This is a genomic window from Alterinioella sp. B-7 (genome assembly GCF_056857775.1).
The window spans coordinates 43,562-64,868 of the sequence record NZ_JBSXNT010000039.1 but is presented as its reverse complement, the minus strand read 5'-3'; the positions used below and the strand labels follow the sequence as shown (position 1 = coordinate 64,868).

The window sequence follows — 21,307 nt, the reverse complement described above, 5'->3', positions numbered from 1 at the left end:
CGACATGGGCAGGCAAGCCCCAATTTGTCAAACTGGGAGGACAGACATGACAAGATTGACTTTGACCCGCCGGGCCTTTGCGGCCGCGGCGGTGGCGACCATGAGCCTTGGCAGCCCGGCCTTTGCCGGAGGGCATCAGATGCTGGACAGTGTCCACTTCCTGATCCCCGGCGGGGCGGGCGGCGGCTGGGACGGCACCGCGCGCGGCACCGGCGAGGCGCTGACCGAGTCCGGCCTTGTCGGCACGGCCAGCTACGAGAACATGTCGGGCGGCGGCGGAGGGGTGGCCATCGGCTACCTGATCGAAAACGCCGAGAGCCAGTATGGAACGCTGATGGTGAACTCCACCCCCATCGTGATCCGCTCGCTGACGGGCGTGTTCCCCTACAACTTCTCGGACCTGACGCTTGTCGCGGGCACCATCGGGGATTACGCGACGCTGGTGGTGAATGCCGATAGCGACATCGAGTCCATGGACGACCTGCTGGCCGCCTATCGCGCGGATCCGCAGGGCACCGCCATCGGCGGCGGCTCGGTTCCGGGCGGCATGGATCACCTGGTCGCGGCCATGGTGATGGAAGCGGCGGGCGAGGATCCGCTTGAGGTGACCTACATCCCCTATGACACCGGCGGACCGGCCATGGCGGCGCTGCTGTCGGGTGAGATCGCGGCGCTATCGACGGGCTTTTCCGAGGCCGTCGATCTGGCCGAGGCCGGTGAGGTGCGCATCATCGGCGTGACATCGGAAGAGCGTGTGCCGGCCTATCCGGACGCGCCCACGATGATGGAGCAGGGTATCGACACCAGCTTCGTCAACTGGCGCGGCTTCTTCGGCGCTCCGGGGATGCCCGAGGATCAGGTCGCGGCCTACCAGGCAGCACTGGCGGCGATGTACGAGACGGAAGAATGGGAAGAGGTCCGCGCCCGCAACGGCTGGGTCAATATCCACAATTCCGGCGACGATTTCCGCGCCTTCCTGGAAGAGCAGGAAGAGGTGATCGGCACTCTGATGCGTACGCTGGGCTTTCTCTGAAGCCTGACGCCTGAAACGGGGACGAGGCTTTTCGAAAAGCCTCGTTTTCCGGATTTTCAGAATCCGGGAGGCGCGGGGGTGACCCCGCGCGGCCCAAGGCGCATCGACGCGCCTTCCCCCTCCGACCGCAAGCGAGCACAAGGGAGACTGACATGGCCCTCGACCGATGGATCGGCCTCGTGATCCTGATGATATGCCTGGCCTATGGCTACGGCGCGTTCTTTACCATGGATGCGGGCCTGCCGCCCTTCATGCAGCGCAACCCGGTCTGGCCCTCGACCTTCCCCAAGGTGCTGTCGGTCCTGGCGATCCTGACCGCGCTGGTCATCGTTTTGGGGCTGGAAAAGCCCGCCGGTGAGCCGTCGCCGCAGGATATCAACTATCGCCGCCTGGGCGATTACAAGATCGGCCAGGCGTTGACGCTGTTGGGGCTGATGGTGGCCTATGCGCTGCTGCTGCGTCCGGCGGGGTTCCTTCTGTCCACCACCGGCTTCCTGATCATCAGTGGGATGGTCCTGGGCGAGCGCCGGTTTCACATCCTGATCCCCGTCGCGCTGATCGCGGCCGGGTTCATCTGGTGGCTGGTGCAGGAGGTGCTCGGCATCTTCCTGCGCCCCTGGCCGTTCTTCATGGGAGTATGAGCGATGCTTGAAGGCATGATGATCGGCCTCTCGACGGCCTTTTCAGTCACAAACCTCCTGATGGTGATCGGCGGCTGCCTGATCGGCACCTTCATCGGCATGTTGCCGGGCCTGGGTCCGATGTCGATCATCGCCATCATGATCCCGGTGGCGATCACCATCGGCGATCCCTCCGCGGCGCTGATCCTTCTGGCGGGCGTCTATTACGGGGCCATTTTCGGCGGCTCGACCTCGTCGATCCTGATCAATGCGCCGGGGGTCGCCTCGACCGTGGCGACCAGCTTCGACGGCTACCCGCTGGCGCGACAGGGCAAGGCGGGCAAGGCGCTGACGGTGGCCGCGATCTCGTCCTTTTGCGGCGGCACGATCGGGGCGATCCTTTTGATGATCTTCGCGCCGATGCTGGCCTCGGTCGCGCTGCTCTTTCATTCCGCCGAGTATTTCGCGCTGATGGTGGTGGGCCTGTCGGCCATCGCGGCCTTCGCGGGAACCGGCAATGTCGCCAAGGCGCTTCTGATGACGCTGCTTGGGCTGATCATGGCCACCGTGGGGGAAGGCGCGCTCTTCAACATGCCACGCTTCACGATGGGGATCATGGACCTGCAATCGGGCTTCGGCTTCATCACGCTGGCCATGGCGATGTTCGCCCTGCCCGAGGCCATGTACCTGGTGCTGGACCCGAGCCGGTCGAACGAGGGCGGACCGGGCGGCGAGATCAAGGACATGCGCATCACGCGGGCCGAGGCGCGCCAGATCGCGCCCGTGATCGGGCGGCAATCGGTGCAGGGCTTCCTGGTCGGCGTGCTGCCCGGCGCGGGGGCTACCATCGCCTCTTTCCTGGGTTACGCGGTGGAGCGCAATATCGCCCCCAAGGAGGAGCAGGACCAGTTCGGCAAGGGCTCCCTCAAGGGCCTCGCGGCGCCGGAATCGGCCAATAACGCGGCCTGCACCGGGTCTTTCGTGCCGCTGCTGACGCTTGGCATTCCGGGCTCGGGCACCACGGCGATCCTGCTTGGCGCGTTGATCGCGCTCAATGTCAGCCCCGGCCCGCGCCTGATGATCGACGAGCCGCAGATCTTCTGGGCCGTGATCATCTCGATGTATCTGGGCAACCTGATCCTGCTGGTTCTGAACCTGCCGCTGATTCCCTATATCGCCAAGGTGCTGGCGGTGCCGCGCAGCTTCCTCATTCCGTTCATCCTCTTCTTCACCCTGATGGGGGCCTATATCGGGCAGAACAACGCGACGGAACTGCTGATCCTGGTGGGGTTCGGCATCTGCGCGACGATCCTGCGCTTTGCCGATTACCCGCTGGCCCCGCTTCTGATCGGGTTCATCCTGGGCTCGATGCTGGAGGACAATTTCAGCCGCGCGATGCAGCTTTACGGCGGCGTCAGCTTCATCCTGGAACGGCCGATGACGCTTGGCCTCTTGCTGCTGGCGGTGGCGCTGGTGGTGGTGCCGAGCTACCGGGCACGCCGCGCGCGGGCGCGTGCCAAGGGCGTGGCCGACGGGGATTGATCCGGATCGACGCCTTCGGCGCCGACCGGGGAACGCGCGGCCTCGGGCCCCAGACGGGGCCGCTCGGGCCGCGCGTGGTGCCCCCGCCTGGAATGGCGGAGGTTTCGCGTGGGGGCCAATGTCGGATGCCTCCGGCGGGGATATTTGCGGAACAAAGAAGGCGGGATCAGTAGGGGTCTTGCGGGCCGCGATCCGCGCTGAGGCTTTGCTGGTGGCGGGTGACGAGGGTTTCGATGGCGTCGGCCAGGTGAACCTCCGCGATGTGGCCGTCGCCCGCGGCGACCCGGATGCGATGCGCCTCGATCATCACATCGGCATGGGTGCAGCCCGTGGGCGGCTCGAACCGGTAGCAGGCCAATTCTATGAGCAGGCCCATCGGATCCTTGAAATAGATCGAGTCCATGAAACCGCGATCTTTCGGGCCGGAATGTGTGATGCCGCGCGCGTCCAGACGCTCGACTGCCTGGCTGAAGGTGGCCTTGGAGACGTTGAAGGCGAGGTGATGCACGCAGCCGGGTTCGGTCGGCGTGCGGCGCGGGTCGGCTGTGCGGCCCTCATTGGTGAAGACGGTGATGAGGCGCCCGTCGCCGGGGTCGAAATAGAGGTGGCCTTCGTCCGGGTTATCCAGATTGGGCTGGTCGAAGATGAAAGGCATGCCCAACACGCCCTCCCAGAAGTCGATGGATGTCTGGCGATCCGCGCCGGTCAGGGTAATGTGATGCACGCCCTGTGCCTGTAGCTTTCTCATATCTCGGCTCCTGCTGGTTTGAGCCGCAACTGTAGCCCGAATGGCGCATCAGGCAAATTCGGCTTTGCCAAAGCGGCGCGGGCTTTGCAGACTGGCGCGACACGAAGGGGGACGCGATGGCAGGCTCACCTATTCCGCCGCTCCTGTCTGTGGTCATCGACCGGCAGGGTGGCGCGGCTGTTCGGGCGGAGAACGCGTTTGCCGATCCCGCGCCGGAGGCCGCGCTGCTGTGGCAGCATCTCTACCGCGACGCTCCGCGCGCGGCGGCCGAACTGGCGGCCTCGGGGCTGGACAGTTTCGTTCTGGACGCGCTGACCGCCAAGGAAACAAGGCCGCGCTGCACCGTGCATGGATCGGGCGTGGTCCTGAACCTGCGCGGCGTGAACCTCAACCCCGGCGCGGAGCCTGAGGACATGGTCTCGGTCCGGTTGTGGCTGGAAGCGGGGCGCATCTTCGGCGTCTGGCTCAGGCCCCTGCAAGCGGTGGAGGATCTGCTTGGCGCGATGGAGCGCGGACAGGCGCCGGCCACGCCCGGTGAGTTTGTGGCCCGGCTGGCCCTGCGCCTGGCGGATCGGGCCGAGCCGGTGGTCGCCACCCTGAACGAGAGGATCGACACGCTGGAGGAACAGGTGCTGGACCAGGAGGCGGGCCTGGCGCGCGGCGACCTGGCCGAGGTGCATCGCAGCGCCATCATCCTGCGCCGCTTTATGCAGCCGCAGCGCGACGCGCTGACCACGCTGGAGATCGAGGACCTGGACTGGCTGACCGAGCGCGACAGATCGCGCCTGCGCGAGGCGGCGGAGCGGGTGCAGAGGCTGGCCGAGGACCTGGATGCGATCCGCGACCGCGCGCAGGTTGTGCGCGACCAGATCATGGAACTGCGCAGTGACCAGATGAACCGGCGGATGCTGGTCCTGTCGATCGTGGCCGCGGTGTTCCTGCCGCTTGGGCTGCTGACGGGGCTACTCGGGATCAACGTGGGTGGCATGCCGGGGGCGGAAAACGCGTGGGCGTTCTGGATCGTCACGGGCGGGTTGGTGGCGCTTGGCTGGGGGCTGGTCTGGTGGGTCTGGCGGTTGGGGATGTTCCGGTAGGGGGGATGGCCTTGTCGACGTCAATACGTGACGTCACATCTGAGAGTGTATTCAAGGAGCCAGAATTGACCGGCAAGCGAAGTTTGACTGCAATGATCTCTACAGCAATGCTGATGCTCGCAATCGGGTCCGCTGATGCTGACGAGACAAACCATTGTATTTCTACAAGGGCTGCGTCTTTCAGACTCGAACGTGAACCTGTAGCGATTGCCGGACTGGACCTGCCAGTCAGTCTCCCGCGGGAGGGTTTCGTGCAGGTCGGCGAGATGATCCGACCCTCGCCGGTGGGCGATTTCACGAATTCAGCTGGCCCTTTTGATCCCGCCAGTCAACGACTCTACCTCTGGGCCTATTCTCAAAATGGTTGGAACAATGTCCGCACGGGCGAGAGTGGCGTGATCCGCCCTCCTCTGTATTTTCCGGCGAACGATGTCGAAGACAGCACGTTCATCGAGCGTAGCGAGGTCTTGGGAGTCCAGTTTTACAGCGGCTACACAGCACCACACTGGTTGACGGGCGCGCAGTTCTATCGCGTGTACCAGATCGACGGCGCTGAAATGACAAGGGTGGCTGCACTGGAGGCGCGGATGCTGCGTTACGTTGGTGATGATCCCGAGGCGGGATTGGCGGTTTTTGCGCGCGCTGACGTCCTATGGCCCCGCGATCCGAGCAGTCTGGCCTGGTACGATGGTGAGCGTATCACATCGACATCTCCATCAGGCCCGCCGGTTCGAACAAGAAGATGCGACTTGCCTGAATGACATTCTTGTCTGACGGACGAACCGGAAGCCTAATGAATTCGTCGTGAATCGTGCTGGCTTCGTTGGCCAGCGCTATCATGGACAGCCTGGTCAACCATTTTGGTGCCCCTGCCAGCCCAGTGAGAAAAGGGCCACCCGCACTCGGATGGCCCCTCCCTAATTCACCCCGCCGCTTTCGCCTGCCGTTTCCGCTCATGCGGGTCGAGATAGCGTTTGCGCAGGCGGATCGCGTTCGGCGTCACTTCGACCAGCTCGTCATCGTCGATATAGGCGATGGCCTGTTCCAGCGACATGGTGACGGGCGTGGTCAGGCGCACAGCCTCGTCGGTGCCCGACGCGCGCACGTTGGTCAGTTTCTTGCCCTTCAGCGGGTTCACTTCCAGGTCATTGTCGCGGGAATGCTCGCCGATGATCATGCCGGTATAGACCGGCTCCTGCGCGCCGATGAACATCTTGCCGCGATCCTCCAGGTTCCACAGGGCAAACGCGACCGAGGTGCCGTTCTCCATCGAGATCAGCACGCCCTGACGGCGGCCGGGAATTGTGCCCTTGAAAGGTTCCCAGGCGTGGAACACGCGGTTCAGGACGCCGGTGCCGCGCGTATCGGTCAGAAACTCGCCGTGATAGCCGATCAGCCCGCGTGACGGCACATGCGCGATGATGCGGGTCTTGCCCGCACCCGCCGGTTTCATCTCGACCAGATCGCCCTTGCGCGCGCCGGTCAGCTTTTCGATCACCGCGCCCGAATATTCGTCATCGACATCGACGGTAACCTCCTCGACCGGCTCCAGCTTCTGTTCGCCATCATCGCGGATCAGGACCTGCGGGCGCGAGATGGACAGCTCGAACCCCTCGCGGCGCATGTTCTCGATCAACACGCCCATCTGCAATTCGCCTCGGCCCGCGACCTCGAAGGCCTCGCCGCCGGGCGTGTCGCTGATCTTGATGGCGACGTTGCTTTCGGCTTCCTTCATCAGGCGTTCACGGATGACGCGGGACTGCACCTTCTTGCCGTCGCGGCCCGCAAGGGGCGAGTCGTTGATGCCGAATGTGACGGTGATGGTGGGCGGGTCGATGGGCTGCGCGTAAAGCGGCTCATCGACGGCCAGCGCGCAGATCGTGTCGGCGACGGTGGCCTTGGACATGCCCGCGATCGAGACGATGTCGCCCGCCTGCGCCTCGTCGATATCCTGCTGCGCGAGGCCCCGGAAGGCCTGGATGCGGGTGACGCGGAACTGCTCGATCTTCTCGCCGACGCGGGAGAGCGCCTGAACCGTGGCCCCGACCTTGAGCTTGCCGGATTCGACGCGGCCGGTCAGCAGGCGGCCGACGAAGGGGTCGGCGCCGAGCGTGGTGGCCAGCATCCGGAAATCCTCGCCCTGGCGGGCGATCTGGCGCGGGCGCGGCACGTGGTTGACGATCAGGTTGAAGAGCGCGTGCAGATCCTTGCGCGGGCCATTCAACTCGGCATCGGCCCATCCGTTGCGGCCCGAGGCATACATATGCGGGAAATCCAGCTGGTCCTCATCGGCATCGAGCGACGCGAAGAGGTCGAAACACTCGTCCAGCGCGCGGTCGGGTTCGGCGTCGGGCTTGTCGACCTTGTTCAGCACCACGATGGGGCGCAGGCCAAGCGCCAGCGCCTTGGAGGTGACGAACTTGGTCTGCGGCATCGGGCCTTCGGCGGCATCGACCAGCAGCACCACGCCATCGACCATGGAGAGGATGCGCTCCACCTCGCCGCCGAAATCGGCGTGGCCGGGGGTGTCGACGATGTTGATCCGCGTGCCCTTCCATTCGACCGATGTGGGCTTGGCGAAGATGGTGATGCCGCGCTCGCGTTCGATGTCGTTCGAATCCATCGCGCGTTCGGCCACGGCCTCGTTGGCACGGAAGGCACCGGATTGTTTCAGAAGCTCGTCAACAAGGGTGGTCTTGCCGTGGTCAACGTGGGCGATGATCGCAATATTGCGAAGGTCCATGGGGGGAGGCCTTAAATTTCAGGATTTGGCGAGGCGTTACAATGGCGCGGGCGCAATGGCCAGCCCAAAACTCCTTCCGGGGAGTTTTGGAATTCCTTGTGAGGAATTTGGCGCGCCGTCAGGATGTCTTGCGCAGGCGGATCACCACATCGACCTTGTCGATCTCGAAGCCTTCGGGCGGGGTCGGTAGAGTGGCGATTTCCAGTTCGGATTTCTTCGCATCGACCAGCCGCCCTTCGCAGCTTTCGCATTCCATGAAGAAATGCGGGTGGTCGTCCATGCGCGTATCGAAATAGGAGCGGGTGCCGTCAACGGTGACTTCCTGAACCAGCCCCGCGTCGCAGAAAGCGCGCAGGGTGTTGTAGACGGTGGCCAGCGACACCTTTTCGCCCGCCGCGACCGAGGAGGCATGCAACCCCTCCGCCGTGACGTGGCGATCCTGCCCGTCGCCCACCAGCAGCGTTGCCAGCGACAGGCGCTGACGGGTCGGGCGCAGATCGGCCTGGGCCAGCCATTTGGTGCTGCGTTCGAGGGCTTCGGGGGTCATCGGGGCGGCATTCCTTGCGTTACAGGGTCAATATAGGGGTTGATCGGGAGGATTTTCAATTGGAATCGGGCCTGAACGCCTTAGATTGGACTTAGGTGTTTCCTTGCGCCCGCATCGCGGCGGATGCTAGGGGACGACGGATTTCAGGCGCTGGTGCCTGGGGCAGCAATAGCGAAGGGCAGGGGGCTTAATGGCTGGATATCCCACGAGTTTCGACCGGGACGATCTGTTGAAATGCGCACGCGGAGAGCTGTTCGGCCCCGGCAATGCGCAATTGCCCGAACCGCCGATGCTGATGATGGACCGGATCACCGATATTTCCGGCGATGGCGGCGCGCATGGCAAGGGGCATGTAATCGCCGAGTTCGACATCACCCCGGACCTGTGGTTCTTCGAATGTCATTTTCCCGGCAACCCGATCATGCCCGGCTGTCTGGGGCTGGATGGCCTCTGGCAACTGACTGGCTTCAACCTGGGCTGGCGCGGCTGGCAGGGGCGCGGCTATGCGCTTGGCGTGGGCGAGGTCAAGCTGACCGGCATGGTCCGGCCCGACCGCAAGATGCTGACCTACAAGATCGACTTCACCAAGGCGATCCAGACGCGGAGGCTCACCATGGGGGTTGCCGACGGCATCGTCGAGGCCGATGGCGAGGTGATCTACCAGGTCAAGGACATGAAGGTCGCGTTGAGCGAGAGTTGATTGGGGTGCCGCATCGCCCGCCCTCGGCGGGTGCCGCGTTTGATCGCGGTGCCGACCCATGCTGACCTACCTGCGCGGCCACTGGCAGCTTCTGGCGATCACCCTGATCGTTTTCGCGCTGTGGTCCACGCCCGTGGTCCTGCCGCTCAAGTTCCTCGTCGTTTTCTTTCACGAGCTGTCCCACGCGCTGATGGCCATTGCCACCGGCGGGTCGGTCGAGAGCTTCTCGGTCAATTTCCAGCAGGGTGGAGAGGTCTGGACGCGGGGCGGGTCGCGGTTTCTGACGCTGACGGCGGGGTATCTCGGCTCGCTCCTGATCGGGGCGGGGGTGTTGCTGGCGGCGCTGCACAGCCGGATGGATCGGGCGATCCTCGGCGGGATCGGGGTGCTGATGCTGGCGGTCCTGGTGCTCTATGTCCGCGACCTTGCCGCCATTGTGATCTGCGGGCTGACCGGGGCCGCCCTGATCGCCGCCTCGCGGTATCTGCGCGAAGGGGCCTGCGACCTGATCCTGCGGGTGATCGGCCTGTCCAGCCTGATCTACGTGCCCTACGATATATGGGATGACACGATCCGCCGCGCGGACCTGCGTTCGGACGCGCGGATGCTGGCCGAGGAGATCGGCGGGACAACGATGATCTGGGGCGGTCTTTGGTTCCTCCTCAGCCTCGCGGTCATCGCATGGTGCCTGTCGCGCGGGTTGGGGCGGGACAGCAACCTGCATCTCGGGCCGCGCCGGTAATCGGTTTGCACCGGGCTGGATGCGGGATTTTGCAACAAGACCGGCCCCTGGGTGCGCGTATTCCGCATGGATCGGGCAATACGGGCCCAAGAACGCGCACACTTCGCGGTCATTGGCCTGTATGAGGGGGCAAGCAATCCAGGAGGTTCCCGATGGAGAAGATCCACGTCCACCAGTCCCTCGCCAAGGCCGTCGCCGAGCATGGTGTCAAAACGATGTTCGGCCTCATGGGCGACGCCAATCTCTTTCTGGTCGACAGCTTCGTGCGCGACTGCGGCGGACAATTCGTGCCCGCCGCGCATGAGGCAAGCTCGGTCCTGATGGCGCTGGCCTATACCCAGGTGACCGGCAAGATCGGGGTGGCCAGCATCACCCATGGCCCGGCCCTGACCAACACGGCGACGGCGCTGACCGAAGGGGTGCGGGGCAAGGCCCCGGTGGTCCTGCTGGCCGGCGATACGCCGGTCGCCAATCCGCGCCACCTGCAAAGCATCGACCAGCGCGAGTTGGTCAAGGCCACGGGCGCGGGGTTCGAGCAGCTTCGCACGCCCGAGACCGTCGCCGCCGATGTCGCCCGTGCCTTCTATCGCGCGGCGGTGGAGCGGCGGCCCATCGTGTTGAACATGCCGGCCGATTTCATGTGGCAGGAGGTCGCCCATACCCGCCAGGTGCTGGACGTGTTCTCGGCGCCCGGCGGGGTCTCGGAAGGGGGGATCCTGGATGAGGCGATCGGCATGATCGCGTCGGCCCGCGCGCCCATCATCCTTGCAGGTGCCGGGGCCATCGACGCCCGCGACACGCTCATCAAGCTGGCCGACCGGCTGGAGGCACCGCTTGCGACGACGCTGAAGGCCAAGGGGCTGTTCACGGGCCACAAATACGACATGGACATTTTCGGCACGCTGTCGACCCCGGCGGCCTATGAGTTGATCGACAAGGCCGATTGCATCGTCTGCTTCGGCACCGGGCTGCACAGCTTCACCACCGACCAGGGCAAGCTGGTAAAGAACAAGCGGGTCATCCAGATCGACATCGAACCGACCGCCATCGGCAACAGCGTGCACCCCGATGCGGGGCTGGTGGCCGATGCCGGGCTGACCGCCGAGACGATCGCCTGGTGGCTGGACGAGGCCGAGATCCCCGGCAGCGGCTTCACCCGCGACATCGACCCCGACACCTTGCGCGCGCATCCGGTGGCGGCGGACAAGTCGGGTGAGGGCTTCGTCAACTATGTGCGGGCGCTGGACCGGCTGGAGGAGGCGCTGCCAAAGGATCGGATCCTCGTCACCGATGGGGGCCGCTTCATGACCGAGGTCTGGTGCCGCATCACGGTTCGCGATCCGCGCAGCAATATCGTGACCGCCAATTTCGGCGCCATCGGTCAGGGCTTGCAACAGGCCATCGGGGCCGGCGTGGCCGCGCCGGACAGACCCGTTGTGCTGTTCACCGGCGATGGCGGCTTCATGATGGGCGGCATCAACGAGTTCAACACCGCCGTGCGCCTGGGGCTGGACATGATCGTCATCCTTGCCAATGATTCCGCTTACGGGGCCGAGCATATCCAGTTTCTCGACCGTAAGATGGACCCGAGCCTGACGCAGTTCGACTGGCCCTCCTTCGCGGAGGTCGCCACATCGCTCGGCGGAACCGGCCTGGAGGTGCGGTCCGCGGAGGATCTGGAACAGGCCATCACGGCGATCGAGGGGCGCACGGGGCCCATCCTGATCGACCTCAAGCTCGATCCCAACGACGTGCCCCGGATGCGGATCTGACGGGCGGGCCCCGAAACCTGTCTGGCCGCCCGCCCTGCCCCTTGCCCTGCTTCCCGTCACCGTCCTACAAGTGACCAGCGGATCAGAAGGAGCAGTTTATGCGCCGAGTAGTTGTCACCGGATTGGGGATCGTCTCCTCGATCGGAAATAACGCCGAAGAGGTCGAGGCCAGCCTGCGGGCCGGAACATCCGGTATCGAGGCCAGCCCGGAAATGGTCGAGCACGGCTTCCGCAGCCAGGTTGCGGGCACGCTCAAGATCGACCCCAAGGAGCATGTGGATAAGCGCGCCCTGCGCTTCATGGGGCCGGGCGCGGCCTATGCCCATATCGCCATGAGCCAGGCGATTGCCGATGCGGGGCTGTCGGATGATGACGTGGTGAATGTGCGCACGGGCCTCGTCGCGGGCTCGGGCGGGCCGTCGACCAGCGCCATGCTGTCGGCGCATCAGACGGTTCTGAAATCCGGGGCGACCAAGCGGATCGGACCGTTCGCGGTGCCGAAATGTATGTCCTCCACCATCAGCGCCAACCTTGCGACGGCGTTCAAGATCAAGGGCATCAACTACTCCATCACCTCGGCCTGCTCGACCAGCCTGCATTGCATCGGCAACGCGGCGGAGCAGATCATGATGGGCAAGCAGGACGTGATGTTCGCGGGCGGCGGCGAGGAGCTGGACTGGACGCTGTCCTGCCTTTTCGACGCCATGGGCGCGATGTCGTCCAAGCGCAACGATGACCCGACCAGGGCCAGCCGCGCGTTTGACCAGGACCGCGACGGCTTCGTGATCTCGGGCGGCGGCGGCATCGTGGTGCTGGAGGATCTGGACCACGCCCTTGCCCGCGGCGCGACGATCTACGCGGAAGTGACCGGGTTCGCCGCCACCTCGGACGGGCATGACATGGTGGCACCGTCTGGCGAGGGTGGCGAACGGGCGATGCGGCTGGCGCTGCAAACCCTGCCGGAAGGGCGCCGCGTCAGCTATATCAACGCGCATGGCACCTCGACCCCGGTGGGGGACGTGGGCGAAGTGGAAGCCTGCCGCCGCGTCTTCGGCCAAGGCACCGTCCCGCCGATCAGCTCCACCAAGTCGATGACCGGCCACGCGCAGGGGGCCGCGGGCGCGCTTGAGGCGATCTTCTGCCTGCTCATGCTGAGGGGCGATTTCATCACCCCCTCGATCAATGTCGAGACGCTGGCCGAGGGCATCAACCCCGGCGAGGTTGCGACGGACCTTGTTGAAAGCGCGGGGCTGGACACGGTGATGACCAACAGCTTCGGCTTCGGCGGCACCAACGGCTCGATGCTGCTGTCGCGTTATAACGGATAGATTTCATGGCAAATTTGATGAACGGCAAACGCGGATTGGTCATGGGGGTCGCAAACGAGCGCTCCATCGCCTGGGGCATCGCCAAGGCGCTGCGGGCCGAGGGGGCGGAACTGGCTTTCTCCTTCCAGGGCGACAATTTCGGCAAACGAGTGCGGCCATTGGCCGAGCAACTGGATGTCAACCTGCTCTTGGATGTGGACGTGACCGACGATGACAGCCTGGATGCCTGTTTCAGCAAGATCGAGGAGGAATGGGGCCGGCTGGATTTCGTCGTCCATGCCATCGCCTATTCCGACAAGACCGAACTGGCGGGCCGCTTCATCAACACCACGCGCGAGAATTTCAAGAACTCGCTGACGATCTCGTGCTATTCGCTGATCGACGTGGCGCGGCGGGCCGAACCCCTGATGTCCGAGGGCGGCACCATCCTGACACTGACCTATATGGGGTCGAACCGGGTGACGCCGTTCTACAACGTGATGGGCGTGGCCAAGGCGGCGCTGGAAAGCTCGGTCCGCTACCTGGCCAACGATATGGGGCCGAACGGCATCCGCGTGAACGCGATCAGCCCCGGCCCGATGAAGACGCTGGCTGGCGCCGCGATCTCGGGCGCGCGGCGCACCTTCAACACGGCGCGCGACAATGCACCCTTGCGGGCCAACGCGACGCTGGAGGCGATCGGCGGAACAGCGGTCTACCTTGCCTCGGACATGGGCGCCTGCACGACCGGTGAGATCATCACCGTCGATGGCGGCTATCACGTGCTTGGCATGATGCAGCCGGAAAACCTGCAAGGGCCGGGGGCCGCGTAAGGGCAGCCCCCGCCCAGATCCCGGTCAGTCGACCGAGACGACCTTGACGGCAAAGGTCAGATCCTTGCCCGCGAGCGGGTGATTGGCGTCCAGAACGACCTCGCTCTCGGTCACTTCGGCCACCGTCACCGGCATGGCCTGCCCCTCGGGGGTCTGCAACTGCAACTGGGTGCCGAGGTCCAGCGGAATGCCATCGGGCACCGAGGAGCGCGGCACGCGCTGCATCGCCTGCGGGTTCTTCTGGCCATAGGCGTCATCGGCGGGCACGGTGACGGTCTTCTCTTCGCCTTCGGCCATGCCGTCCAGCGCGGTTTCCAGACCCGGGATGATCTGGCCCTCACCCATCGTAAAGCTCAGCGGATCCCGCCCTTCGGAGCTGTCGAAGACCGACCCGTCGGCCAGGGTTCCGGTGTAGTGAATTGCGATCTTGTTTCCGGCGGATGCCTGGGACATGTGACTTTCCTTCGTGTTTCGCGATTTGAAACCGCGCAACCTAAAGCCCATGCGCGTGATGTAAACCGGATTTCCCGAACCTCGCATCTTTCCGCTGACCTCTGCCTGTGCCAGTCTGCCGCCAAAGGGGGACCGCGCGATGACCATCACGACCTGCATTTTCGATGCTTACGGCACGCTCTTCGATGTCAGTGCCGCCGCCCGCGCGGTGGCCGAGGAGCCCGGCGCGGGCGCCTTCGCCGGGGTCTGGCAGGACGTCGCCGGCCATTGGCGCGCCAAGCAGTTGCAATACACCTGGATCCGGGCGCTGACCGGGCGGCACGTGGATTTCTGGCAGGTCACGCAAGACGCGCTGGATTGGGCGTTGGAGCGTTGCGACGTGGCCGATGCGGAACTGCGCGAGCGTCTGTTGGGTCTCTATTTCACGCTGGCCGCCTATCCGGAGGTGCCGGGGATGCTGGCCGAGTTGAAGGATGCGGGGCTGGCGACGGGGATCCTGTCGAACGGCTCGCCCGAGATGTTGCAGGGCGCGGTGGACAGCGCCCTTATCGGCGACATGCTGGACGCGGTGTTGAGCGTCGAAAGCGTCGGTATCTTCAAGCCGGATGCGCGGGTCTATGACCTTGTCGGGGCGCATTTCGGGTGCCGCCCGGACCAGGTGCTGTTCGTGTCCTCGAACGGGTGGGACGTGACCTCGGCCAGCGCCTACGGGTTCCGCACGCTCTGGGTCAACCGCGCCGGTGAGCCCGTGGACCGTCTGCCGGACCCGCCCGACAGGATCGCCCCGGACCTCACTGGCGTTGCCGGATTGCTCGGGCGGTTTTCATGAGGAATGTCACGACCGCGGACGGGCTGACGCTGGCCTATGACGATCAGGGCGCGGGCGTGCCGCTGCTGTGCCTGGCGGGCCTTACCCGCAACATGGACGATTTCGAGCCGGTTCTGGAGACGTTCGGAGACCGCGCGCGCATCATCCGGCTGGACAGTCGCGGGCGCGGGGCGTCGGATTTCGCCGAGGATGTGATGACCTATTCGGTCGTGCAGGAGGCCGCCGACGCGCTGGCGCTGGTAGATCACCTGGGGCTGGACAAGGTGGCCATCCTCGGCACGTCGCGGGGCGGGTTGCTGGCGATGACGCTGGCCTTTCAGCACAAGCATCGGCTGGCGGGCGTGCTGCTGAACGATATCGGGCCGGATATCGACGCGGACGGGTTGCGCTTCATCATGACCTATCTGGGCGAGCCGCCGCCCTTTGACACGCTGCAAGACGCCATCGAGGGGTTGCCCGATCGCATGGCACCCGCGTTCCGCAACGTCTCGCCCGAGGGATGGGAGAGGTTCGCGCGGCGCTGCTGGTCGGTGGCCCCCGATGGCAGGCTCGGGTTGCGCTATGACCCGCGCCTGCGCGACGCGGTCGAGGCGCAGGCGGAGGGATTGGAGCCGCCGGATCTCTGGCCGCTCTTCGGGCTGTTGGAGGGGGTGCCGCTTGGCCTGATCCGGGGCGCAAATTCCGACCTGCTGACGCGCGAGACGGCGGGCAAGATGCAGGCGCTGCGCCCCGATATGGACTACACCGAGGTGCCCGACCGGGGCCATGTGCCGTTCCTGGACGAGCCTGAAAGCATTGCCGCCATCACGCGGTTCCTGGAGCAGCTTCGATGAGTGACATCACCATGATCGAGGCCGCCCAAGCGCGCCTTCAAGGCCACGCGCGGCGCACGCCCATGCTGTCCTCGCCCTTCCTCGATGAGATCGCGGGGCGGCGGGTGCTGGTCAAGGCGGAGGCACTGCAACATAGCGGATCGTTCAAGTTTCGCGGCGGATGGGCGGCGGTCTCGGCGCTGCCGGAGGCGGCGCGCAAGGCCGGTGTGGTCGCCTTCTCCTCGGGCAATCACGCGCAGGGCGTGGCGATGGCCGCACGGGCGCATGGCGCACCTGCGGTGATCGTCATGCCGGAGGATTCGCCTGCGTCCAAGCTTGCAAATACGCGCGCACTCGGGGCCGAGGTCGTGACCTATGACCGCAACAATCCCGATCAGCGCGACGAGATCGCGGCGCAGATGGTGCAACTTCGGGGCCTCAGCCTGATCAAGCCCTTCGACAACCGCGAGGTCATCGCGGGGCAGGGCAGTTGCGGGTTGGAAATCGCGGAGCAGGCGGCAGAGGCAGGTGTGGACAGCGCCGATGTGCTGGTTTGCTGCGGCGGCGGCGGGCTGACCTCGGGCATTGCCCTGGCGCTTGAGGCGCGCGCGCCGGGGCTGCGGGCAAGGCCGGTGGAGCCGGAAGGGTTTGACGATGTGGCGCGGTCGCTGCAATCGGGCCGGATCGAGGAGAATGTGCGCAAATCGGGCTCGCTTTGCGATGCGATCATCACGCCCAAACCCGGCGAGATCACATTCCCCATCATGCACCGCCTCTGCGGCCCCGGCCTTGTGGTCAGCGAAGAAGATTGCCAGCGGGCGATGGCGCTGGCCTTTTCACGCCTGAAACTGGTGCTGGAGCCGGGAGGGGCTGCGGCGCTGGCGGCGGCGCTCTTCCAGCCCGACAGCGTCACCGGCCCGGCTGTCATCGCCGTGGCCACGGGCGGCAACGTCGATGCGGGCCTTTTCGCGGACACCCTCAGACAGTTCGGAGACAGCGCATGAGTGACGTCACCATCGCCAGTTTCAACGTCAAGAACCTGATCGGGCCGGAACAGGAATATTACGAGTTCCAGAAATACACGGCCGAGGAATACGCCTGGAAACGCGATTGGCTGGCCGATCAGGTGCTGACCCTGGATGCCGATGTGATCGGGTTTCAGGAGGTGTTCGAGCCCGAAGCACTTGAGGATGTGATGGAGGAGGCCGACCTGCGGGCCCGCGCGCTCAATGACGTGGCACAGCCCGCGCGCGGCGTCGGCTACGGGCGCAAGGCGATCTTCCGGCGGCTGAAACTCGAAGGCTATGCCGACGCGCAGGTGGCCTTCGCGCCGAACCTCAACGATGGCGACCCGGGGCAGCGGCGGCCCGGCCTTGCGGTGGTCTCGCGCTTCGGGTTCGTGGGCGCGCCGGAGGTGATCCAGGAGATCGAGCCGCCGCTGTCGATCCCGTTTTCCGCGCTTGGGGGTGAGGCCGGCGCGGGCAGTTTCACGCTGAAACGGCTCTCGCGCCCCATCCTCAAGGTTCGGATCGCGATGGGCGGGCGCGTCGTGACGCTCTTCAACTGTCACCTGAAATCGAAACTGGGCGAATACGACCGCCCGCCGGGGGCGGAGTTCGCGCCCGCCGCCGACCTGACGGATTACGACCCCGTGGGCCGCGCGCTTGGCAGTTTGCGGGCGGGGCTGCGCCGGATGGGCGAGGCCTTCGTGCTGCGCCGCCTCATCGTGGCGGAGTTGACGGCGGGCAACCCGGTCATCGTGTTGGGCGATTTCAACGACCATGAGAACGCGGTATCGTCCGAGATCATCGCGGGCGAGATCCCGTTCAAGAATTACGCCTGGATGCTGCGCCACGATGCACAACATGCGGGCGACCGGTATTCACGGGAAGAGGCCCGCCAGATCCGGGAGGATGTCGAGGCGATGCGGCTGCACTCCGCCGAAAGCCTCTTCGTGCAGAAATCCCTGCGCGACATGGTCTATACCGCCACATTCGGCGGCAAGTTCGAGAGCATCGACCGGATTTACCTGTCGCGGCATTTTCTGCCCGGCACACCCGACACGGTGGGAGAGATGACCTATTTCTCGGTCCTGAACGATCACCTGACCGATGGTTCACACCCCGAGGCGCCCTATAACAAGCTGGCCTCGGATCACGGGCAGATCATGGCGCATCTGCGCTTGCGCGACGGCGCGGCCTGAAGGCGAAGAGGGCGAGGCATCCGGCGATCAGCAGTGCTGCGAAGAGGAACGGCGCGCCCGGTGCATAGGGGCTGGCGTCCTCGCGGGAGAACCACCAGAAGATCTGGGTCATCACCAGGGGCGAGATGATGGTCGCGATTGCCTGGAGCGATCCCTGAACCCCTTGCAACTCGCCTTGCTGATCGGCGCTGGCGCGCTGGCTCATCAATCCTTGCAGCCCCGGTTCGGTCATGTCGGTCAGGGCCAGGAGGGGCAGAACGGCCCAAAGCATCCAGGCCTCGCGGATCAGGCCCAGGTAGATCAGCGTCACGATGGTCAGGCAGAGGCTTCCATAGATCACCCGCCGTTCGCCGAAGCGGTGAATGATCGGTCGGATCAGGAAGGCCTGGGTGATGAAAAGGCCGATGCCGTAGGCCGCCAGCGACAGGCCCACGAGGCCTGGATCGAAGCCGAACCGCGCCTGCGTCCAATAGGCCCAAACGGCAGGATAAACCCACGAGGCGACATGGTAGATCAGGATGACGAGGAGAAGCTGCCGCATCCCCGGCAGTTTCTCCATCGCCTTGAGGCCGCCAAGCGGATTGGCGCGGCGGATGTCGAAGGTGCGGCGGTGGCGCCGTGCCAGCGTCTCGCGCAGGACGACCCAACCGAGGCCGAAATTGAGCAGCGCCAGCAGGGCCGCGCCCCAGAACGGTGCGCGCGGGTCGAGATCGCCGAGCAGGCCGCCAAGGGCAGGCCCCGCGACGAAACCGATGCCGAACCCCGCCGCGATCAGGCCGAACTTGGCGGAGCGCTCGGGTCCGTCATAGATGTCGGCCACCATCGCGTAGATTGTCGTGTAGGTGGCCGAGGTGATGCCCGCGACGACCCGCGCCAGGATCAGCACCCAGATCGTCTGCGCCAGGGCCATCACCACGTAATCGGCGGCCAGCACGATCAGGGAAATCAGCAGGATCGGGCGCCGCCCGTACCGATCCGAGAGGTTGCCCAGGACGGGCGAGAACAGGAACTGCATCACCGCGAAGATCGCCGAGAGGATCCCGCCCCAGATCGCGGCCGAGGCGAGGCCCACCCCGCGCACTTCCTCGATCAGGTCGGGCATGACCGGGAAGATGATGCCGATCCCCATCGCGTCCAGCGTGATGGTTGCCAGGATGAAGACCAGAGTCGGGCGGTCAGCCATCCTCGCGCCCATGCACGGCGCGGGCGAAGGCGCTTGCCTCCTCCGGGGCGTGGCCGAGGGGGGCGGATTGGGTCAGGTCGAGGTCGGGATGGGCGCGGGCCAGAAGGTCTTGCAGGGGGGTGCCGGTTTCCTGGGCCTGTCGGCACAACGCCTTGACCTCGGCCTGTGCCTCGGGGCGCGGGATATGGGCGGCGAGGGCAAAGCTGAGCGCCTCGGCATGGATGAGGCCAAGCGGATCGGAGAGGTTTTCGGCCATCCGCTCCGTCTGCGGCTCCAGCGTTTCGATCAGATCGGCGGCGGTGGTCAGCGCCTTGGCCGTGCCCATGACCATCGCGGGCAGGCTCAGCCATTCGGTGAACCACGCCGCGCCGTCGCGTTGCTGCCGGTGCAGGGCGGCCCCTTGCATCGCGCCGTTCAGCGCAACGACGTGACGCGCCAGCGCCACCAGCACGGACGCCCCCACCGGATTCTGTTTCTGCGGCATGGTCGAGGAAGCCCCGGCTGCGCCGAACCGCACCTCGCCACTGTCGGTCTGCGAGAGGAGCAGCAGGTCGTCGCCCAGTTTGCCAAGGCTGCCCGCCACCAGCGTCAGCCAGCCCGCCAGTTCCGTAACGCTATCGCGGGTGCTGTGCCATGAATGGCCAGGATCGGAGAGGCCGAGCGCCTCGGCCATCGCCTTGCGCAATCCGGGCGCGTCGGGGCCTAGCGCGCTGCTGGTCCCTGCCGCGCCGGAAAGCGAGACCTGCAACAGGCGAGGCCGCAATGCCGCCAGCCTGTCCAGATGCGCCAGGTGCGGCCAACCCCAAGAGGCGACGACCGCGCCGAAACTGGTGGGCGTGGCGCTTTGGCCATAGGTGCGGGCGGTGATCGGCGTGTCGGCATGGGTCTCGGCCATCGTCGCCAGTGCATCCAGCATCCGGGTCTGCGTGGTCTCCATCAGGCTCAACGCCTGGCGCAGGCGCAGCACCAGCCCGGTGTCGATGATGTCCTGAGACGTCGCCCTCCAATGCAGGTATTGCGCGTGCTCCGGCGCGTCCATCGCGGCGCGGAAGGCAGCGACCAGCGCGGGCACCGGCACGCCGTTCTGCCCCGTCGCGGCGGCAAGGCCCGAGGGGTCGATCTGCACCTCCATCGCGGCGCGGTGGATCGCCTCGGCGCTGTCCTGCGGGATCAGCCCCAAGGCACCTTGCGCCTTCGCCAACGCGCCTTCGACCAGCATCATGGCGCGGATCTCGGTGCTGTCGGTGAAAAGACGGGCGATATCGGTGTCAGTGAAAAGGTCGCGGTAGAGCGCGCTGTCGAAGGGGCTGATGCTCATGCTCGGCCCCCGTGACCGATCGAGGTCAGGAAATCGGACAAGAGCGCGGCATAGGTTTCGGGCTGTTCCGCGCAGGGCAAATGCCCCGCGCCGCGCATCAGCTCGAACCGCGCGCCTGGGATAAGGTCGGCCAGGTCGCGCACCAGGTCGGGCGGCGTCGCGCCATCCTCGGAGCCTGCGATCACCATGGCGGGCAGGCGCAGACCGCTGGTCGGCGTGATGAAATCGGCCCCCGCGATGGCGGCGCAAACCCCGGCATAGCCCTCTGCGGGCGTGGTTTCGACCATGCGTTGCCAGGGCGGCATCGCGGCCCCCTCGCGGAACTTGCGGGAAAACCAGCGCTCCATGATCGCGTCCGACATCGCGGCAAGGCCCTGCGCGTGAACCATCGCGATTCTCTCCTGCCACATCTCGCGGGTGCCGATCTTGACGCCGGTATTGGACAGCACCACGGCCCGGATCATGTCCAGCCGCTTGGCCGCCAGCCCCTGCGCGATCATGCCGCCGACCGAGAGGCCGACCAGAACCGCCTCGCGCACGTCCAGCGCGTCCAGCAGCCCTTCGAGGTCCGACACCATCGCCCCCATGGCGTAGGGTGCGGGCGGGCAGGCGCTGAGGCCATGGCCGCGCATGTCGTAGCGGATCAGTTTCAGGCCCGCGGGCAGATGCGCCACCACGTCGTCCCAGAGCCGCAGATCGGTGCCGAGCGAGTTGGAGAAGACCACCGGGGCGCCATCCGGGTCGCCATCAATCCGGTAGTGGAGATCGGTGCCATTGACGGAGAAGCTCAGCATGGGGTCGGGTCCGGCGTTTGGGTGCGATGCGTAC

At 65.7% G+C, this 21,307-nt stretch carries 21 protein-coding genes; 14 read left to right on the top strand and 7 right to left on the bottom strand.

Annotation, left to right across the window (positions count from 1 at the left end; translation table 11 throughout):
- Positions 1-46 precede the first annotated feature (46 nt).
- The 3 genes from AC13C7_RS15195 to AC13C7_RS15185 all read left to right on the top strand — a co-directional run bounded on the left by AC13C7_RS15195 (position 47) and on the right by AC13C7_RS15185 (position 3,195).
- Positions 47-1,033, top strand: coding sequence for a Bug family tripartite tricarboxylate transporter substrate binding protein (locus tag AC13C7_RS15195; RefSeq protein WP_172320512.1), 987 nt, complete (start codon positions 47-49; stop codon positions 1,031-1,033).
- A gap of 152 nt (positions 1,034-1,185) precedes the next feature.
- Positions 1,186-1,674 (top strand): tripartite tricarboxylate transporter TctB family protein, encoded by a 489-nt coding sequence (locus AC13C7_RS15190; protein ID WP_172320513.1) that lies wholly within the window; start codon positions 1,186-1,188, stop codon positions 1,672-1,674.
- A gap of 3 nt (positions 1,675-1,677) precedes the next feature.
- Positions 1,678-3,195 (top strand): tripartite tricarboxylate transporter permease, encoded by a 1,518-nt coding sequence (locus AC13C7_RS15185; RefSeq protein ID WP_172320514.1) that lies wholly within the window; start codon positions 1,678-1,680, stop codon positions 3,193-3,195.
- 166 nt (positions 3,196-3,361) lie between these two features.
- Here the strand turns inward: AC13C7_RS15185 and AC13C7_RS15180 are convergent, their stop codons facing one another.
- On the bottom strand, positions 3,362-3,943 hold the full coding sequence (locus tag AC13C7_RS15180; protein WP_482867991.1) for a VOC family protein: 582 nt from the start codon (positions 3,941-3,943) through the stop codon (positions 3,362-3,364).
- Between the two features lie 116 nt (positions 3,944-4,059).
- On the opposite strand from AC13C7_RS15180, the gene AC13C7_RS15175 reads away from it, so the two are divergent.
- Together AC13C7_RS15175 and AC13C7_RS15170 are read left to right on the top strand one after the other, a co-directional pair.
- Entirely contained in the window at positions 4,060-5,037 is a 978-nt protein-coding gene (locus tag AC13C7_RS15175; protein WP_482867990.1) for a zinc transporter ZntB, read from the top strand.
- Between the two features lie 65 nt (positions 5,038-5,102).
- Entirely contained in the window at positions 5,103-5,798 is a 696-nt protein-coding gene (locus AC13C7_RS15170) for a hypothetical protein (RefSeq protein WP_482867989.1), read from the top strand.
- 161 nt (positions 5,799-5,959) lie between these two features.
- Here the strand turns inward: AC13C7_RS15170 and typA are convergent, their stop codons facing one another.
- Entirely contained in the window at positions 5,960-7,780 is a 1,821-nt protein-coding gene (typA, locus tag AC13C7_RS15165) for a translational GTPase TypA (protein ID WP_172320517.1), read from the bottom strand.
- Positions 7,781-7,898: 118 nt separating this feature from the next.
- Complete coding sequence (gene irrA / locus AC13C7_RS15160) at positions 7,899-8,327, bottom strand: iron response transcriptional regulator IrrA (protein ID WP_172320518.1); 429 nt, start codon at positions 8,325-8,327, stop codon at positions 7,899-7,901.
- A 190-nt stretch (positions 8,328-8,517) separates the two neighbouring features.
- Here irrA and fabA point away from each other — a divergent pair, with 190 nt between their 5' ends.
- The 5 genes from fabA (at position 8,518) to AC13C7_RS15135 (ending at position 13,681) form a co-directional block, all read left to right on the top strand.
- Positions 8,518-9,027, top strand: coding sequence for a bifunctional 3-hydroxydecanoyl-ACP dehydratase/trans-2-decenoyl-ACP isomerase (gene fabA, locus AC13C7_RS15155; protein WP_172320519.1), 510 nt, complete (start codon positions 8,518-8,520; stop codon positions 9,025-9,027).
- 58 nt (positions 9,028-9,085) lie between these two features.
- Positions 9,086-9,769, top strand: coding sequence for a M50 family metallopeptidase (locus tag AC13C7_RS15150; protein ID WP_446117519.1), 684 nt, complete (start codon positions 9,086-9,088; stop codon positions 9,767-9,769).
- Positions 9,770-9,921: 152 nt separating this feature from the next.
- Positions 9,922-11,541, top strand: a complete 1,620-nt coding sequence (locus tag AC13C7_RS15145) for a thiamine pyrophosphate-binding protein (RefSeq protein WP_482867988.1) — start codon at positions 9,922-9,924, stop codon at positions 11,539-11,541.
- Positions 11,542-11,639: 98 nt separating this feature from the next.
- Entirely contained in the window at positions 11,640-12,869 is a 1,230-nt protein-coding gene (locus AC13C7_RS15140; protein WP_482867987.1) for a beta-ketoacyl synthase N-terminal-like domain-containing protein, read from the top strand.
- A 5-nt stretch (positions 12,870-12,874) separates the two neighbouring features.
- Positions 12,875-13,681, top strand: a complete 807-nt coding sequence (locus AC13C7_RS15135) for an enoyl-ACP reductase FabI (protein ID WP_482867986.1) — start codon at positions 12,875-12,877, stop codon at positions 13,679-13,681.
- A 24-nt stretch (positions 13,682-13,705) separates the two neighbouring features.
- Here AC13C7_RS15135 and AC13C7_RS15130 read toward each other — a convergent pair whose 3' ends face one another.
- Positions 13,706-14,134 carry an FKBP-type peptidyl-prolyl cis-trans isomerase gene (locus AC13C7_RS15130; protein ID WP_172320523.1) on the bottom strand — a complete coding sequence of 143 codons (429 nt, stop codon included), beginning with the start codon at positions 14,132-14,134 and terminating at the stop codon, positions 13,706-13,708.
- 139 nt (positions 14,135-14,273) lie between these two features.
- On the opposite strand from AC13C7_RS15130, the gene AC13C7_RS15125 reads away from it, so the two are divergent.
- Genes AC13C7_RS15125 through AC13C7_RS15110 form a run of 4 tightly spaced genes read left to right on the top strand, consistent with a single transcriptional unit; the run spans position 14,274 to position 17,978 of the window.
- Positions 14,274-14,963 carry a haloacid dehalogenase type II gene (locus tag AC13C7_RS15125; protein WP_446117516.1) on the top strand — a complete coding sequence of 230 codons (690 nt, stop codon included), beginning with the start codon at positions 14,274-14,276 and terminating at the stop codon, positions 14,961-14,963.
- The gene (locus AC13C7_RS15120; protein WP_482867985.1) at positions 14,960-15,796 is read left to right on the top strand and encodes an alpha/beta fold hydrolase; all 837 of its coding nucleotides are present in this window, start codon (positions 14,960-14,962) and stop codon (positions 15,794-15,796) included. The genes AC13C7_RS15125 and AC13C7_RS15120 overlap by 4 nt, the downstream gene beginning before the upstream one ends.
- A complete protein-coding gene (locus AC13C7_RS15115) occupies positions 15,793-16,779 on the top strand; it encodes a threonine ammonia-lyase (RefSeq protein WP_482867984.1) in 987 nt (328 codons plus the stop codon). Before AC13C7_RS15120 ends, AC13C7_RS15115 begins: the two co-directional genes overlap by 4 nt.
- The gene (locus AC13C7_RS15110) at positions 16,776-17,978 is read left to right on the top strand and encodes an endonuclease/exonuclease/phosphatase family protein (RefSeq protein WP_482867983.1); all 1,203 of its coding nucleotides are present in this window, start codon (positions 16,776-16,778) and stop codon (positions 17,976-17,978) included. Before AC13C7_RS15115 ends, AC13C7_RS15110 begins: the two co-directional genes overlap by 4 nt.
- Here the strand turns inward: AC13C7_RS15110 and AC13C7_RS15105 are convergent.
- Genes AC13C7_RS15105 through pcaD form a run of 3 tightly spaced genes read right to left on the bottom strand, consistent with a single transcriptional unit; the run spans position 17,941 to position 21,273 of the window.
- On the bottom strand, positions 17,941-19,161 hold the full coding sequence (locus tag AC13C7_RS15105; protein ID WP_482867982.1) for a TCR/Tet family MFS transporter: 1,221 nt from the start codon (positions 19,159-19,161) through the stop codon (positions 17,941-17,943). The two genes, AC13C7_RS15110 and AC13C7_RS15105, sit on opposite strands and share 38 nt — an antisense overlap.
- A complete protein-coding gene (locus AC13C7_RS15100) occupies positions 19,154-20,479 on the bottom strand; it encodes a class-II fumarase/aspartase family protein (protein WP_482867981.1) in 1,326 nt (441 codons plus the stop codon). The genes AC13C7_RS15105 and AC13C7_RS15100 overlap by 8 nt, the downstream gene beginning before the upstream one ends.
- On the bottom strand, positions 20,476-21,273 hold the full coding sequence (gene pcaD, locus AC13C7_RS15095) for a 3-oxoadipate enol-lactonase (RefSeq protein WP_482867980.1): 798 nt from the start codon (positions 21,271-21,273) through the stop codon (positions 20,476-20,478). The genes AC13C7_RS15100 and pcaD overlap by 4 nt, the downstream gene beginning before the upstream one ends.
- Positions 21,274-21,307 lie beyond the last annotated feature (34 nt).

What these genes read in the sequence shown, in the direction of transcription:
- AC13C7_RS15195 (WP_172320512.1), top strand. Translation starts at nt 47, where the DNA reads ATGACAAGATTGACTTTGACCCGCCGGGCCTTTGCGGCCGCGGCGGTG.
- AC13C7_RS15190 (WP_172320513.1), top strand. Translation starts at nt 1,186, where the DNA reads ATGGCCCTCGACCGATGGATCGGCCTCGTGATCCTGATGATATGCCTG.
- AC13C7_RS15185 (WP_172320514.1), top strand. Translation starts at nt 1,678, where the DNA reads ATGCTTGAAGGCATGATGATCGGCCTCTCGACGGCCTTTTCAGTCACA.
- AC13C7_RS15180 (WP_482867991.1), bottom strand. Translation starts at nt 3,943, where the DNA reads ATGAGAAAGCTACAGGCACAGGGCGTGCATCACATTACCCTGACCGGC.
- AC13C7_RS15175 (WP_482867990.1), top strand. Translation starts at nt 4,060, where the DNA reads ATGGCAGGCTCACCTATTCCGCCGCTCCTGTCTGTGGTCATCGACCGG.
- typA (WP_172320517.1), bottom strand. Translation starts at nt 7,780, where the DNA reads ATGGACCTTCGCAATATTGCGATCATCGCCCACGTTGACCACGGCAAG.
- irrA (WP_172320518.1), bottom strand. Translation starts at nt 8,327, where the DNA reads ATGACCCCCGAAGCCCTCGAACGCAGCACCAAATGGCTGGCCCAGGCC.
- fabA (WP_172320519.1), top strand. Translation starts at nt 8,518, where the DNA reads ATGGCTGGATATCCCACGAGTTTCGACCGGGACGATCTGTTGAAATGC.
- AC13C7_RS15150 (WP_446117519.1), top strand. Translation starts at nt 9,086, where the DNA reads ATGCTGACCTACCTGCGCGGCCACTGGCAGCTTCTGGCGATCACCCTG.
- AC13C7_RS15145 (WP_482867988.1), top strand. Translation starts at nt 9,922, where the DNA reads ATGGAGAAGATCCACGTCCACCAGTCCCTCGCCAAGGCCGTCGCCGAG.
- AC13C7_RS15140 (WP_482867987.1), top strand. Translation starts at nt 11,640, where the DNA reads ATGCGCCGAGTAGTTGTCACCGGATTGGGGATCGTCTCCTCGATCGGA.
- AC13C7_RS15135 (WP_482867986.1), top strand. Translation starts at nt 12,875, where the DNA reads ATGGCAAATTTGATGAACGGCAAACGCGGATTGGTCATGGGGGTCGCA.
- AC13C7_RS15130 (WP_172320523.1), bottom strand. Translation starts at nt 14,134, where the DNA reads ATGTCCCAGGCATCCGCCGGAAACAAGATCGCAATTCACTACACCGGA.
- AC13C7_RS15125 (WP_446117516.1), top strand. Translation starts at nt 14,274, where the DNA reads ATGACCATCACGACCTGCATTTTCGATGCTTACGGCACGCTCTTCGAT.
- AC13C7_RS15120 (WP_482867985.1), top strand. Translation starts at nt 14,960, where the DNA reads ATGAGGAATGTCACGACCGCGGACGGGCTGACGCTGGCCTATGACGAT.
- AC13C7_RS15115 (WP_482867984.1), top strand. Translation starts at nt 15,793, where the DNA reads ATGAGTGACATCACCATGATCGAGGCCGCCCAAGCGCGCCTTCAAGGC.
- AC13C7_RS15110 (WP_482867983.1), top strand. Translation starts at nt 16,776, where the DNA reads ATGAGTGACGTCACCATCGCCAGTTTCAACGTCAAGAACCTGATCGGG.
- AC13C7_RS15105 (WP_482867982.1), bottom strand. Translation starts at nt 19,161, where the DNA reads ATGGCTGACCGCCCGACTCTGGTCTTCATCCTGGCAACCATCACGCTG.
- AC13C7_RS15100 (WP_482867981.1), bottom strand. Translation starts at nt 20,479, where the DNA reads ATGAGCATCAGCCCCTTCGACAGCGCGCTCTACCGCGACCTTTTCACT.
- pcaD (WP_482867980.1), bottom strand. Translation starts at nt 21,273, where the DNA reads ATGCTGAGCTTCTCCGTCAATGGCACCGATCTCCACTACCGGATTGAT.